At 67.5% G+C, this 14339-nt stretch carries 11 protein-coding genes; 7 read left to right on the forward strand and 4 right to left on the reverse strand.

Going from position 1 to position 14339, the window contains the following annotated elements:
- Positions 1-6: 6 nt before the first annotated feature.
- The 3 genes from mfd to rlmJ form a co-directional block, all read right to left on the reverse strand.
- Positions 7-3471, reverse strand: a complete 3465-nt coding sequence (gene mfd, locus QP552_RS06310) for a transcription-repair coupling factor (RefSeq protein WP_106551044.1) — start codon at positions 3469-3471, stop codon at positions 7-9.
- Between the two features lie 126 nt (positions 3472-3597).
- On the reverse strand, positions 3598-4143 hold the full coding sequence (locus QP552_RS06315) for a GNAT family N-acetyltransferase (RefSeq protein ID WP_004150340.1): 546 nt from the start codon (positions 4141-4143) through the stop codon (positions 3598-3600).
- A gap of 95 nt (positions 4144-4238) precedes the next feature.
- Positions 4239-5096: a 23S rRNA (adenine(2030)-N(6))-methyltransferase RlmJ gene (gene rlmJ / locus QP552_RS06320; RefSeq protein WP_286075341.1), complete on the reverse strand. Its 858-nt coding sequence runs from the start codon at positions 5094-5096 to the stop codon at positions 4239-4241.
- A 35-nt stretch (positions 5097-5131) separates the two neighbouring features.
- Here rlmJ and creB point away from each other — a divergent pair, with 35 nt between their 5' ends.
- The 7 genes from creB (at position 5132) to QP552_RS06355 (ending at position 13018) form a co-directional block, all read left to right on the forward strand.
- Positions 5132-5857 carry a two-component system response regulator CreB gene (gene creB / locus QP552_RS06325; protein WP_111204657.1) on the forward strand — a complete coding sequence of 242 codons (726 nt, stop codon included), beginning with the start codon at positions 5132-5134 and terminating at the stop codon, positions 5855-5857.
- A 3-nt stretch (positions 5858-5860) separates the two neighbouring features.
- A complete protein-coding gene (gene creC, locus QP552_RS06330; protein ID WP_286075342.1) occupies positions 5861-7321 on the forward strand; it encodes a two-component system sensor histidine kinase CreC in 1461 nt (486 codons plus the stop codon).
- A gap of 81 nt (positions 7322-7402) precedes the next feature.
- Positions 7403-8722 (forward strand): cell envelope integrity protein CreD, encoded by a 1320-nt coding sequence (gene creD, locus QP552_RS06335; protein ID WP_106551048.1) that lies wholly within the window; start codon positions 7403-7405, stop codon positions 8720-8722.
- Between the two features lie 10 nt (positions 8723-8732).
- Positions 8733-9143, forward strand: coding sequence for a hypothetical protein (locus QP552_RS06340; protein ID WP_286075343.1), 411 nt, complete (start codon positions 8733-8735; stop codon positions 9141-9143).
- 198 nt (positions 9144-9341) lie between these two features.
- Positions 9342-10934, forward strand: a complete 1593-nt coding sequence (locus QP552_RS06345) for a M28 family metallopeptidase (RefSeq protein WP_286075344.1) — start codon at positions 9342-9344, stop codon at positions 10932-10934.
- 154 nt (positions 10935-11088) lie between these two features.
- The gene (gene gltX / locus QP552_RS06350) at positions 11089-12492 is read left to right on the forward strand and encodes a glutamate--tRNA ligase (protein WP_286075345.1); all 1404 of its coding nucleotides are present in this window, start codon (positions 11089-11091) and stop codon (positions 12490-12492) included.
- A 34-nt stretch (positions 12493-12526) separates the two neighbouring features.
- Entirely contained in the window at positions 12527-13018 is a 492-nt protein-coding gene (locus tag QP552_RS06355) for a Fur family transcriptional regulator (protein ID WP_004150412.1), read from the forward strand.
- 156 nt (positions 13019-13174) lie between these two features.
- Here the strand turns inward: QP552_RS06355 and QP552_RS06360 are convergent, their stop codons facing one another.
- A complete protein-coding gene (locus QP552_RS06360) occupies positions 13175-14335 on the reverse strand; it encodes an HlyD family secretion protein (RefSeq protein WP_286075346.1) in 1161 nt (386 codons plus the stop codon).
- Positions 14336-14339 lie beyond the last annotated feature (4 nt).

Genomic DNA, 14339 nt, shown 5'->3' on the forward strand with positions numbered 1-14339 from the left:
GGGCGATCAACCCGGGGCGAGGGTGGTCAGAAGGGCGCGGGCCGCGTTGAAGCGGTCTTCCGGCAACGGCAGCGGATGCTTGATGCGCAGCTTGTCAGGCCCTTCCATGGCGTAGAGGTTCGGTTGTTTCTGGATCAGCTGGATCACCGCCATCGGATCGATGTTCGGCTTGGACTCGAACACGATGCGGCCACCATTCTCGCCCAGGTCCAGCTTGCGGATGCCCAGCGTGTTGGCTTTTAGCTTCAGCTCGGCGATGGCGAACAGGTGCTTGGCGGCATCCGGCAGCAGGCCGAAACGATCGATCATCTCTACCTGCAGCTCGCGCAGCGCATCGCTGTCGCGCGCGCTGGAAATGCGCTTGTACAGGGTCAGGCGGGTGTGCACGTCCGGCAGGTAGTCTTCCGGAATCAGCGCCGGCACGTGCAGCTCGACCTCGGCACCGCGCACTTCCTCGCCAGCATCCAGGTCGGGCAGCTTGCCCTGCTTGATGCTGCGTACCGCGCGTTCCAGCAGCTCGGTATACAGGCTGAAGCCGACCTCGGCCATCTGCCCACTCTGGTCCTCGCCGAGCAGCTCACCGGCACCGCGGATCTCCAGATCGTGCGTGGCCAGGGTGAAGCCGGCGCCCAGTTCGTCCATCGAGGCGATCGCTTCCAGGCGCTTCTCGGCGTCCGGGGTGATCGATCGGCGGTCCGGCGCCACCAGGTAGGCGTAGGCGCGATGGTGCGAACGGCCGACGCGGCCGCGCAGCTGGTGCAGCTGGGCCAGGCCGAAGCGGTCGGCGCGGTTGATGATGATGGTGTTGGCGTTGGGGATGTCGATGCCCGACTCGATGATCGTGGTCGACAGCAGCACGTTGAAGCGCTGCTTCTGGAAGTCCAGCATCACCTTTTCCAGCTCGCGCTCGGGCATCTGCCCATGGGCAATGCCGATGCGCGCTTCCGGCACCAGCTCGGACAGCTCGCGCTGCATGCGGCCGATGCTTTCCACGTCGTTGTGCAGGAAGTACAGCTGGCCACCGCGCGCCAGCTCGCGCTGGAAGGCTTCGCGCAGCAGTGCGTTGTCCCACTGGGTGATGAAGGTCTGCACCGCCAGCCGGTTCGGCGGCGGCGTGGCAATGATCGACAGGTCGCGCAGGCCGGCCATGGCCATGTTGAGCGTGCGCGGGATCGGCGTGGCAGTCAGCGTCAGCAGGTGCACGTTGGCGCGCAGCGCCTTCAGCGCTTCTTTCTGGCGCACGCCGAAGCGCTGTTCCTCATCGACGATGACCATGCCCAGGTCCTTGAACTTCACGTCCGGCTGCAGCAGGCGGTGGGTACCGACGATGACGTCGATGGTGCCGGCGGCAACCTTCTCCAGTTCGGCCTTGATTTCCTTGGTGGTCTTGAAGCGCGACAGCACCTCGACCTTCAGCGGGTAATCGGCGAAGCGGTCGCGGAAGTTACGGTAATGCTGTTCGGCCAGCAACGTGGTCGGCACCAGCACGGCCACCTGCTTGCCGGCGCTGGCGGCGGCGAACGCGGCGCGCACGGCGACCTCGGTCTTGCCGAAGCCGACGTCGCCGCAGACCACACGGTCCATCGGCTGGCTGCTGGCCAGGTCGCGCAGGGTGGCGTCGATCGCGGCCAGCTGGTCTGGTGTTTCCTCGAACGGGAAGCCGGCCGCGAACGGCTCATACATCGCGCGGTCCACCTGCAGTGCAAGGCCGGCACGCGCCTGGCGGCGCGCCTGGATCTCCAGCAGTTCGGCAGCGACGTCGCGCACCTTCTCGGCGGCCTTGCGCTTGGCTTTGCTCCACTGCTCGCCACCCAGCGAATGCAGCGGCGCGGTTTCCGCCGAGGCGCCCGAGTAGCGGCTGATCAGGTGCAGCTGGGCGACCGGTACGTACAGCCGGTCACCCTTGGCATATTCGATTTCGAGGAACTCGCCGGGCATGCCGCCGACGTCCATCGCGATCAGGCCACGGTAGCGGCCGACGCCATGGTCCTCGTGCACGATCGGCGCGCCCTCGGTCAGCTCGCCGAGATCGCGGATGATCGCTTCCGGCTCGCGGCCGGCACGGCGCGTACGGCGGGTGCTGCCGGCGCGCTCGGGGAACAGCTGGCGTTCGGTCAGCACCGCAATGCGCGGATCGTCCAGTGCGAAGCCATCCTCCAGCGGCGCTACCGCGATCGCGAAGCGCGCATCGTCGGCGAGGAACGCGGGCAGGTCGGCCACCACCGGTGGTTTCAGCTCGGCGGCCTGCAGCACTTCCAGCAGGGCTTCACGACGGCCGGGCGAATCGGCGGCGATCAGCACGCGGCCCGGGTAGTGGCCGAGGAAGGATTTCAGTGCGTCGCCGGCCGGTGCGTCGCGCGCGGCCACCGGCAGCGGCGGCAACGGCTGGTCGCCCAACGGGTGCGCGTCGGCGATGCGTGCGTGGTCAGCAGCCCACACCTCGATGCGCGGGGCGTCGTTCAGGCGCTCGCGCAGCAGCTCCGGCGACAGGTACAGCGCCGACGGCGGCAGCAGCGGCCGTTCGACATCGTGGCGGCGCTGTTCGTAGCGCTCGCCGGTCTGCGCCCAGAACGCCTCGGCGGCTTCGCCGGCACCGGCGCAGACCACCGGCAGGCTGCCGTCGGGCAAGTAATCGAACAGGGTTGCGGTGCGCTCGAAGAACAGCGGCAGGTAGTACTCGACGCCCGCCGGGGCCAGCCCGGACTTCAGGTCCTGGTACAGCGCGCTGCGCCGGGTATCGACATCGAAGCGCTCGCGCAGCGTGGCCAGCACGCGGGCGATGCTGGCCTCGTCCATCGGGACTTCGCGGCCGGGCAGCATGTGCACCGCTTCGACCCTGTCCAGCGAACGCTGGCTTTCCGGGTCGAAGGCGCGGATCGAGTCGATGTCCTCGTCCAGAAGTTCGACACGCAACGGCTCATCGGCACCCATCGGGAACACGTCGAGCAGACCGCCGCGCACGGCGAAATCACCCGGGTCCATCACCTGCGGCACGTTGCGGTAGCCGGCGCTTTCCAGGCGTCGCTTCTCCGCTTCAAGGTCCAGGCGCTGGCCGACCTTCAGGTCGAAGCTGCCACCGATCACATAGCTGCGCGGGGCCAGCTGCTGCAACAGGGTCTGCACCGGCACGATCACCAGGCCGCGCTTCAGCGTGGGCAGGCGGTGCAGGGCCGACAGGCGCTGCGAGATGATGTCCGGATGCGGGCTGAAGCGGTCGTAGGGCAGGGTTTCCCAGTCCGGGAAAGCGACCACCGGCAGGGCCGGGTCGCCGCCGAGCAGGGTGTGCAGGTCGGCTTCGAGCTGGTTGGCGCCGTGGTTGTCACGGGTGATCACCAGCAGCGGAGCGTCGTGCGCACGCGCGGCCTGGGCCAGGTACCAGGCCAGGGCGGTCGGCGAGGCGGGGGCGCGCCACCAGGCGCGGAGCTGGCCGGCACGCGGCAGCGGCGGGGCGGGGTATGAGGTACGCGACATGGACCCCGGATTTTAGCAGAAGCCCCCGCCGGGCCCATGATCGTGACGTGAGCGGGGTAGCGCCGGGCCAAACCCGGCGAGCGCGGCGGTTGAACCAATGTCGCCGGGCCTGACCCGGCGCTACCTTCAGTTGTCCAGCTCCAGCACCATCCGCACCAGGCCTTCGGCGCCAGTCGGGTGCGGCACCGGCTTGAAGCCCAGCGACGCGGCCAGCTGCTTCATCGGCTCGTTTTCGGCGGCAACGTCGCCGTACAGGCGGTCCAGGTACTTGCCGCGGCCCCACTTCACCAGCTTGCGCATCAGCTGCCGGCCCAGGCCCTGGCCGATCAGGAAGCGGCTGATCAGGATCGCGTACTCGGCTTCACGGGTACCGGGGATGATCGAGGCCCGGGCGACCGCGCCGACCACCGCTTCGCCAGCCGGCAGGGATTCGGCAGCGACCAGGGTGATCTCGGTCTTGGGATTGGGATGGGTCAGGCGCTGGGTGGTTTCCGGCGACAGCTCGGTCACCGCCTGCAGGAAACGATCACGGATTTCTTCCGGCCCGAACAGGCTGAACGCCGCTTGCAGCGGTGCGCCATCTTCCGGGCGGATGGGGCGGATCAGCAGCTCGTGGCCGCTGGGAGCCTTGAAGATCTCATGCCAGGGCGGCATGCGGTTGCGAGTGGCCATACCGGGTGATTCCTTGGTGGTCCATCGATTGTGGCATCACCGGGGCTGCATTCCGTGAACGAAAGGCTCACGGCGGTACAGCCTCGTGAAGGCCGTTATTCGGGTGCTTTGAGCCAATCCAGGCGGGTGCTGGCACCGGGCTCGCCCAGGTGCTGGCGCAGTGCCGGCAGGGCCGGGCCGACCACCCGGTCGAACTGCCAGGGCGGGTTGAGCAGCAGCATGCCACTGCCGTTGAGGCGCAGCGGTGAGTCGTCCGGGCGCACCAGGAATTCGATCGTCATCGCCGATTTCACCGGCAGGGCGGTGGCCTTGCGCAGGAAATGCAGGATGGTGCGGCGCTGCTTGATCGGGAACCAGACCGCGCAGGTGGCCTGCGGCCAGCGTGCCAGGGTCTCGGCCAGAGCGGCCAGGACGGCCTGGTACTCGGCGTCCTGCGCCTCGTAGGGCGGGTCGATCAGCACCAGGCCGCGGCCGATCTTGCTGCCGTTGAACTTCGGTGGCAGCAGCGAACGCAGCAACGCGTAGCCATCGCCCGGATGCACGCCGACCCGGCTGTCATGCGCGAACAGCGCCTTCAGCGTAGCCGTTTCGGCTTCCTGCAGCTCGCACACCGCCATGCGGTCCTGGGAGCGCATGGCCTGCGCGCTCAACAGCGGCGAGCCCGGATAATTGGTCAGCGCGCCCACCGGGTTGTCGGCCTGTACCGCCTTCAGATAGCGCTCGACCACCTCCGGCAGCTTGGGCTGGGCCATCAGCCGCATGATCCCGGATTCGGCCTCGAGGGTCTTGCGGCTCTCTTCGCTGGCCAGCAGGTAGCGGCCGGCACCGCCGTGGGTGTCGAGCACGAAGAACGGGCTGTCCTTGCGCTTGAAGCTGTCGATCAGGGCCAGCTGCACGATGTGCTTGAGCACATCGGCGTGGTTGCCGGCATGGAAGGCATGGCGATAGTTCATGGGCGGCAGTGTACGGGGCGGCGGCCGCAGCGGCTATGCTGCGCGCCATGACAGCTCCCGTTGCCCATGTCCTGGTAGTCGAGGACGAAGCCGCCATCGCCGAAACCGTGCTCTATGCGCTGCGCAGCGAGGGCTATGCCGCCAGCCACTGCCTGCTGGGCGGCGAGGCCCTGCAGCGGCTGCAGGCCGGGGATATCGATGTGGTGGTGCTGGACGTGGGCCTGCCCGACCTGGGCGGCTTCGAGGTATGCCGGCGGCTGCGCGCGCAGCCCGGACCGGCGGCCCAGCTGCCGGTGATCTTCCTGACCGCCCGCAACGATGAAGTGGATCGCGTGCTTGGCCTGGAGCTGGGCGCCGACGATTACATGACCAAGCCGTTCTCGCCGCGCGAACTGGTGGCGCGGGTGCGTGCGCGCCTGCGCCGCGCGGCACCAGTCGTGGCAGCACCCGGCGCCGATGCGGGCTGGCAGGAACATGGCGCCTTCGCCATCGACCGTGAAGGCCGGCGTATCCGCTTCCATGGCCAGGCACTGGACCTGACCCGCTACGAGTACGCGCTGCTGGAGGCGCTGCTGCAGCGCCCCGGCGCCATTCTCAGCCGTGCCCAGCTGATGGACCGTGGCTGGGACAGCAGCGCCGACAGTGCCGACCGGACCGTTGATACGCATGTAAAGACGCTGCGCGCCAAGCTGCGTGCGGCCGGTGCCAGCGATGACCCGATCCGTACCCACCGTGGCCTTGGCTACGCGCTGGAGGTCTAGCCGATGCGCCTGGTACTGAAGCTGTTCCTGGGCTTCTTCCTGATCACCGGCATCGCCGCCTTCTTCGTGATGCGGGTGTTCGTCAACGAGGTGAAGCCCGGTGTGCGCCAGGCGATGGAATCGACCCTGGTCGATGCGGCCAACGTGCTGGCCGAAATGGCCGCCGCCGACGTCAAGGCCGGCACCATCCGCAGCGGCAGCTTCACCCGCAACCTCGCCAAGGCACGGCAGCGTGACCTGAAGGCGATGGTCTGGCGCTTCCCGAAGCGCTCGCTGGATTACCGGGTGACCATCACCGATGCCAAGGGCATCGTCATCTACGACTCGCTGGGCCGCGACCTGGGGCGCGACAACTCGCGCTGGAATGATGTGTACCGCACGCTGCGCGGCGAGTATGGCGCCCGCTCCAGCCCGGAAACACCGGGTGAGGACGGCGATACAGTGATGCACGTGGCGGCGCCGGTGTACGACCCGGCCGATGGGCACACCCTGATCGGCGTGCTCAGCCTGGCCCAGCCCAACCGCAGCATCGATCCGTTCATCGCGGCCAGCCAGCGCGCCATCATCGAGCGCGGTGCCTGGCTGATCGGCTTGTCGGCGCTGGTCGGCGTGCTGGTGACGATGTGGCTTACCACTGGCCTGGGCCAGCTCAGCCGCTATGCGCGGGCGGTCAGCGCCGGCGAACCGGTGCCACCGCCGCGCCGCCGCCGCGACGAGATCGGCGATCTGGGTCAGGCGCTGGAAACCATGCGCCGCAAGCTGGAGGGCAAGGCTTACGTCGAGCAGTACGTGCAGTCGCTGACGCATGAAATGAAGAGTCCATTGGCGGCGATCCGCGGTGCGGCCGAGCTGCTGCAGGAGCCGCTGCCGGAAGCCGATCGCATGCATTTCGCACGCAGCATCGTCGATCAGCAGGAGCGGTTGACCGAGACCATCGACAAACTGCTGGCGCTGGCCGAAGTGGAACAGCATGGCTGGCTGCAGACCCGTGATCCGATCGCGCTGCCAACCTTGTTGGCCGATGCCGCCGCGGCCGCGCAGGTGCGCGCGCAGGCGGCGGGCGTGCAGGTCCGCATCGGCAGCGTGCCCGACCTGCAGGTGCAGGGCGACGGCTACCTGCTGCGGCAGGCGCTGCACAACCTTATCGACAACGCGATTGCGTTCTCTCCGGCCGGCGCGGAGATCGCGTTGCAGGCCGAGGCGGACGGGCAGGGCGTGCGCCTGCAGGTGGCCGATCGTGGTGCCGGCATTCCCGACTATGCACGCGAACGGGTGTTCGAACGCTTCTATTCGCTGGCCCGCCCCGGCAGCGGACGGCGCAGTTCCGGCCTGGGCCTGCCGTTCGTGCAGGAGGTCGCGCGCCTGCATGATGGCCGCGCCAGCGTCGATGCCCGCGACGGCGGCGGTACCGTGGCCAGCCTGTGGTTGCCGCTGGGTACACCGGGCCAGCGTCCCCGCCGCTGACTTCACATTCGCTTCAAATTCGCCACAAACCCTGCTCACTGCAGCGGTCCATCCTGCAGCCCTCTCCAACGAGGATGGACCATGAAATCCCTGAAGATGCTGCTGCGGTTCGCCATTGTCGGCGGGCTGATCCTGCTGCTGCTGGTTCCGCTGACGATGATCCGCGGTGTCATCAACGAACGCAGTGCGTACCGCGACGAGGCCTTCGCGCGGGTGGCCGACAGCCGCGCCGGTGCACAGCAGCTGGTCGGCCCGGTGCGGGTGGTGCCGTGGGTGGAGCGCAAGCAGGTTGAGCTGGTCGACCCGCTGGGCGTCAAGAAGACCGAGGTACAGGTCACCGAAGGGCACTGGCTGCAGATGCCAGCATCGCTGGAGGTCGGCGGCGAGATGCTGCCGAGCCAGCGTGAGGTCGGCCTGTTCAAGGTGCCGGTGTACAGCTGGAACGGCCAGATGAAGGCAACCTTCGCCGAGGACGACTATCCGGTGAAGGCGGGCCGCAGCTACGGTCAACCATACGTGGCGGTGGGGGTTTCCGACGTTCGTGGCCTGGTCGGTACGCCGAATCTGCGCGTGGATGGCAAGCAGCTGCGCCTGCTGCCCGGCGTCGGCGCAGCCAGCGAAGTGGGCCGCGGCCTGCATGCACCGGTAGCCGGTTTCGCCGAAGACCATGGCGGCACGCTGGCCGCCAGCACCGTGGAGCTGGAGCTGCGCCTGGACGGAAGCCGCATGCTGTCGGTGGTGCCGGTGGGCGATGATACCCACATCGCGCTGCGTTCCAGCTGGCCGCATCCGTCGTTCAGCGGCGCCTTCCTACCGAATGAGCGCCGCGTTGATGCGCAGGGCTTCGATGCGCGCTGGGCGGTGTCGTCGCTCGCGTCCGATGCCCAGCGTCAGCTGCGCAGTGAGGGGGCCATCGATTCGCAGGCGGTGACGGTGTCGCTGGTTGATCCGGTCGACACCTACACCCAGGCCGACCGCGCTTCCAAGTATGGCGTGCTGTTCGTGCTGCTCACCTTCGTCGGCTTCATCCTGTTCGAGCTGATCAAGTCGCTGCGCATCCACCCGTTGCAGTACCTGATGGTCGGCCTGGCACTGGCGATCTTCTTCCTGCTGCTGATCAGCCTGTCCGAGCACATCGCGTTCTGGAAGGCCTACCTGGTGTCAGCGGTGGCGTGCATCGGCCTGCAGGCGGTGTACCTGGCCAACGTGCTGGGCCACTGGAAGCGCGGCCTCGGCTTCGCCGCGCTGCTGACCGTGCTGTACGGCGCGCTGTATGGCCTGCTGGTCTCGGAAAACAACGCTTTGCTGATGGGTTCGCTGCTGCTGTTCGTGATCCTGGCACTGGCGATGTGGGTGACCCGCCGGGTCGACTGGTACGCGCTTGGCGCGGAACTGAAGTAAGGAGCTCGCCATGGGCTGGCGCCACGGATTGCGGCAACGGGCACGGCAGGGCATCCCCGCCCTGCTGGAAGTGGATGCACTGCTGCAGGCGCATGGCGTGCTGGCGGCCCTGCCGGGGGCACGGATCGCCCCCGGCCTAGTCCGCTTCCAGCTGGCCGCGGTGACCTGCGAGGGATTGCAGGGGCATGGGCTGGCCTGGCTGCAGGGTGCGCGGCAGGGACGCGGCGCACTGGCGGGCAAGGTGCCGCGCTACCGGCCATGGAAGGCCGGGCCGGAGGCGCTGGCCGAGATCGGCATCGGCGGCCTGCCGGATGACTGGCCGGCACATGCGGCGGTGTATGGCTGCAGCAGCATTGATCGGCGGCATTGGTTGCTGTTGCTGCCGGAGCGGGCGCAGTTGTGGCTGGGATGGAGTGGGTGATTCGGCTGTTCATCCACGCATGGCGTGGATCTACAGGTGGGAACCCCAGCCCTTTGGTGGGTGCGAACCGACCGGTCACCTGTGGGTGCGAACCTTGGTTCGCACGCTCCTGTCCCATGACCGATGGGACGGTATCGCCGCGCCCCTGCTGGCTAGACTCGATGGGTTGATGATCGAGCCGAAAGGCAGGGGTGCGATGTGTTGAAGTGGGGCGTGCTGGCCGCAGCGCTGGTGATGGGTGGCAATGCAGGGGCGCAGCAGCGCGAAACGGTGGACCTGGACATGGTCAGCCGCATCCGCCAGGAGGCCTTCCACCGTTCGCAGGTGATGGACACCTTCAGTTATCTCACCGAACGCATCGGCCCGCGCCTGACCAACTCGCCGGCGATGGGCCGCGCCAACGCCTGGACCCGGGGCAAGTTCAACGAATGGAAGCTGGACAACGTCCACGACGAAGCCTTCGATGACTTCGGCCGTGGCTGGGAGTTCACCTCGGCCAGCGTGGAAATGCTGGGTGACCGCGTGCAGCCGCTGCATGCGCTGCCGAAGGCTTGGACCCCCGGTACGAAGGGGCCGGTCGAAGGCGAGCTGGTGCAGGTCGAGATCAAGAAGCCCGAAGACATCGAGAAGTACCGTGGCAAGCTGCGCGGCAGGATCCTGCTGCTGGGCGAGGCACGCGAATACAAGCGTGGCACCGAGCCCGATTCGCACCGCCACGACGCGACCTCGCTCGAGGGCCTGCAGGAGTTCACCCTGCCCAAGGACAAGGACGCTACCGCCGAGCGCGCCAAACGGGTCAAGGAATACCAGGAGCGCCAGCAGCTGGCGGCCAAGGTCAATGCGTTCTTCGTCGAAGAGGGCGCACTGGCCTCGATCAGCATCAGCAGCTGGGACAACGGCATCATCCGGGTTGCCGGTGGTGGTTCGCGCAAGGCCGGCGAGTCGGTGGGCATCCCCGAGCTGGCGATGATCAGCGAACACTTCAATCCGTTGGTGCGTGCGCTGGAGGCCAAGCAGACGGTACGCCTGCGCGTGGATGTGGCCGCACGTTTCACCGACGAGGCCAACCAGCCGGGCTACAACACGCTGGCCGAGATCCGCGGCAGCAGCAAGCCGGATGAAGTGGTGATGATCGGCGCGCACCTGGATTCCTGGCACAGCGGTACCGGTGCGGCCGACAATGCCGCCGGCGTGGCGGTGATGATGGAAGCGATGCGCATCCTCAAGGCCACCGGCGCCAAGCCCAGGCGTACCATCCGCGTGGCGCTGTGGAGCGGTGAAGAGCAGGGCCTGATCGGCTCGCAGGCCTACGTGGCCAAGCACTTCGGCCAGTTCCCGGAACCGGCCGACCCGGCGCAGAAGGCGCTGCCGGCGTCGCTGCGCGAGCCGACCGGTGCACTGCAGAAGACCCGCGACTACAGCAGGTTCCAGGTCTACTTCAACATGGACAACGGCTCCGGCCGCTTCCGTGGCATCTACGCGCAGGAAAACCTGGCGGCGATGCCGATCTTCGAAGCGTGGCTGGCGCCGTTCCATGACGTGGGCGCCACCACCGTGGCCACCCGAAACACCGGCAGCACCGACCACATCAGCTTCGACCGCATCGGCCTGCCGGGCTTCCAGTTCATCCAGGACCGGCTGGACTACTTCACCAATGTCCACCACAGCCACCTGGACACCTGGGACCATGCCGAGCCGGAAGACCTGAAGCAGGCCGCCGCCATCGTCGCCTCGTTCGCCTACAACGCCGCAATGCGCGAGCAGCCCTTCCCACGCAAGCAGGAACCGTAAAAGGGGACGGAGGGGATTAAGTCGTTTCTCCCCTCCGTTTCCCGTTCGCAGCGCCCAGAGGCTGGGCAATCGCGACTTAATCCCCTCCGTCCCCTTTTTCCGTCGGGGGCGGAGGGCTGGTAAAATCGGGGAATTCCCGTTCCTCGAGCCGTCCATGACCTGCCGCACCCGCTTCGCCCCCAGTCCCACCGGCTACCTGCACATCGGTGGTGCCCGCACTGCGCTGTACTGCTGGCTGGAGGCCCGCCACCGTGGCGGCGAGTTCGTGCTGCGCATCGAGGATACCGACCGTGAACGCAGCACCCAGGGGGCGATCGACGCCATCCTGGAGGCGATGGAGTGGCTGGGCCTGGATTACGACGAGGGCCCGATCTACCAGACCGACCGCGTGGCCCGCTACCTGGAAGTGGCCGAGCAGCTGGTGGCCGATGGCAAGGCGTACTACGCCTACGAGACCCGCGAAGAGCTGGACGCGATGCGCGAGGCCGCGATGGCCAAGCAGGAGAAGCCGCGCTACAACGGGGCCGCGCGCGAGCTGGGCCTGCCGCGCAAGGACGACCCGAACCGCGTCATCCGCTTCAAGAACCCGCTGGAAGGTACGGTGGTGTTCGACGACCTGATCAAGGGCCGCATCGAGATCGCCAACAGCGAGCTGGATGACATGGTCATCTTCCGTCCGGACGGCTACCCCACCTACAACTTCGCGGTGGTGGTGGACGATTGGGACATGGGCATCACCGAGGTGATCCGCGGCGACGACCACATCAACAACACCCCGCGCCAGATCAACCTGTACGAAGGCATCGGCGCCCCGGTGCCGAAGTTCGGGCACATGCCGATGATCCTGGACGAGCAGGGCGCCAAGCTGTCCAAGCGCACCGGCGCGGCCGACGTGATGCAGTACAAGGACGCCGGCTACCTGCCCGACGCGCTGCTGAGCTACCTGGCCCGCCTGGGCTGGTCGCACGGTGACCAGGAGCTGTTCAGCCGCCAGGAACTGATCGACCTGTTCGACGTGAAGGACTGCAATTCGAAGGCCTCGCGGCTGGACATGGCCAAGCTGGGCTGGGTCAACCAGCACTTCCTGAAGACCGAGGATGTGGGCGCCATCGTGCCGCATCTGGGCTACCAGCTGCAGAAGCTGGGCCTGGACGTGGCCGCCGGCCCGGCCCCGGAGGACGTGGTGATCGCCCTGCGTGAGCGCGTGCAGACCCTGAAGGAAATGGCCGAAAAGGCCGTGGTCTGGTACCAGCCGCTGACCGAATACGACGAAGCCGCCGTGGCCAAGCACTTCAAGGCCGGTGCCGAGGTGGCGCTGGGCAAGGCCCGCGAACTGCTGGCGGCGTTGCCGGAGTGGACCGCCGAATCGGTGGGCGTGGCCCTGCACGACGCCGCCGCCGCGCTGGAGATCGGCATGGGCAAGGTCGCCCAGCCGCTGCGCGTGGCCATCACTGGCACCCAGGTCAGCCCTGACATTTCCCATACCGTGTACCTGGCCGGCCGCGAGCAGGCCTTGAAACGCATTGATGTGGCCATCACCAAGGTAGCAACGGCCTGAGGCATCCTTGCCAGGCCCGAACCGGAGAACACGCATGCCCGCCAAGACCGCCACTGCCTGTACGGCCCCGCACCACCACGTCCATGACGCATCGGATTTCGTGGCGGTGGTCGAGCGCGTCTCGCGCGAACGCGGGCTGCGCCTGACCCCGATCCGTGCCAATGTGCTGAAGCTGATCGCCGAGGCCGGCAAGCCGGTCAAGGCCTACGAGCTGCTGGAATGGGTACGCAACGGCAAGGGCGTGGGCGCTGACGCCCCGCCCACCGTGTACCGCGCGCTGGACTTCCTGATGGCCAACGGCTTCGTGCACAAGCTGGAGTCGGTGAATGCATTCGTGGCCTGCCACCATCCCAGCAGCGCCGCGCATTCGGTGCCGTTCCTGATCTGCAACAGCTGCCACAGCGCGGTGGAACTGGAAGACCGCGAGATCGTCACCCAGCTGGAAAAGCGTGCCAAAGAGCTGGGCTTCCAGCCGCAGGCACAGACCCTGGAAGTGCACGGCCTCTGCGCGCGCTGCGCGGGCTGAGCGCGAGGGCGCGGAGTAGAGCCGACTGGGTAGAGTCGACGGGGTAGAGTCGACTGTTAGTCGACTACCGCGCGCAGCGCGGGGTGTTCATGGGGTCCATGGAAGAGCAGTCGACTAACAGTCGACTCTACCCAGCCGAGTCCACCAGGCCGCAGGCTAGTCCATCGGCTTGCTTGCGGTATCCACCCGCACGATCACCGACATGCCGGGCCGCAACTCTGCGGCCAGCTTCTGGCCTTCATTGATCGATATCCGCACCGGCAGCCGCTGCACCACCTTGGTGAAGTTGCCGCTGGCATTGTCGGGGCGCAACACGCTGAATTCCGACCCGGTGGCCGGGGCGATCTCCTGCACGCGGCCCCGCAGCACCTGGCCCTGGAACGCGTCCACCGAGAACGAGGCCGGCTGGCCGATCGCCATTCCCCAGGTCTGGCCTTCCTTGTAGTTGGCCACCACCCACAGCGTGTCAGGCACCAGGAACAGCAGCTGCGAACCAGCCGCGACGTACTGGCCAACGCGCACGCTGGCCTCGCTGATCTGGCCGTCGCGCGGCGCATGGATCACGGTATTGGCCAGATCGATGCGCGCCAGTTCCAGCTGCGCCTGTGCACTCTCCACCTGCGCCTCCAGGCTCTTGCGCGCGACCTGGGTCGAAACCAGGGTTTCCTCGGCAATGCGGATCTGCGCCTGCGACTGCTGCACGCTGGCCAGCGCCGAGGCCTGGGTGGTGCGGAACTTGTCGCGGTCGTTGACGGACACCAGCTGCTGCGCAGCCAGTTCCTCGTAGCGTTTCAATTCATTGCGCGAACGCTGCAGTTCGGCCTGGCCGGCCGACAGCGTGGCATGCGCGGAGGCGATCTGTGCGCGGTTCTGGGCCTGCGACTGGTCGGAGTTGGCCAACGCTGCGCGCGCGCTGTCCAGCGTTGCCTGCGCCTGCGCGACACGCTGTGCGTAGATACGGTCATCGATGCGCAGCAGCGGCGCGCCCTCCTTCACGTGCTGGAAGTCTTTCACCAGCACCTCGGTCACGTAGCCGTTCACCTGCGGTGCCATCACCGTGATCTGTCCGCGCACATAGGCGTTGTCAGTCACCATCACGCTGCTGGTGAAGGGCCACAGGTGCCAGGCACGCAGGATCAGCGCGATGCCCAGCAGTGCCACCACCACCATCACCACCACGCTGCGCGCGCTGGGCTTGAGGTACTTCGGTGCGGCTGCCGGTGCAGCCGGCGTGGGCGCTGGCGCCGCATCGGTCGGTGGCGGTGGGGTGACGTTGTCGGCGTCGGTATCGTCAGGGCGGGGCGGGACGGGAGGCATGAGG

It is taken from the genome of Stenotrophomonas sp. 59 (genome assembly GCF_030291095.1).
GTDB classification, from domain to species: domain Bacteria; phylum Pseudomonadota; class Gammaproteobacteria; order Xanthomonadales; family Xanthomonadaceae; genus Stenotrophomonas; species Stenotrophomonas maltophilia_Q.

Bases quoted from the DNA above. Each gene is read 5' to 3' on its own strand.
- gltX (WP_286075345.1), top strand. From the start codon at position 11,089: ATGACCTGCCGCACCCGCTTCGCCCCCAGTCCCACCGGCTACCTGCAC.
- QP552_RS06360 (WP_286075346.1), bottom strand. From the start codon at position 14,335: ATGCCTCCCGTCCCGCCCCGCCCTGACGATACCGACGCCGACAACGTC.
- creB (WP_111204657.1), top strand. From the start codon at position 5,132: ATGCTGCGCGCCATGACAGCTCCCGTTGCCCATGTCCTGGTAGTCGAG.
- mfd (WP_106551044.1), bottom strand. From the start codon at position 3,471: ATGTCGCGTACCTCATACCCCGCCCCGCCGCTGCCGCGTGCCGGCCAG.
- creD (WP_106551048.1), top strand. From the start codon at position 7,403: ATGAAATCCCTGAAGATGCTGCTGCGGTTCGCCATTGTCGGCGGGCTG.
- creC (WP_286075342.1), top strand. From the start codon at position 5,861: ATGCGCCTGGTACTGAAGCTGTTCCTGGGCTTCTTCCTGATCACCGGC.
- QP552_RS06340 (WP_286075343.1), top strand. From the start codon at position 8,733: ATGGGCTGGCGCCACGGATTGCGGCAACGGGCACGGCAGGGCATCCCC.
- QP552_RS06355 (WP_004150412.1), top strand. From the start codon at position 12,527: ATGCCCGCCAAGACCGCCACTGCCTGTACGGCCCCGCACCACCACGTC.
- QP552_RS06315 (WP_004150340.1), bottom strand. From the start codon at position 4,143: ATGGCCACTCGCAACCGCATGCCGCCCTGGCATGAGATCTTCAAGGCT.
- rlmJ (WP_286075341.1), bottom strand. From the start codon at position 5,096: ATGAACTATCGCCATGCCTTCCATGCCGGCAACCACGCCGATGTGCTC.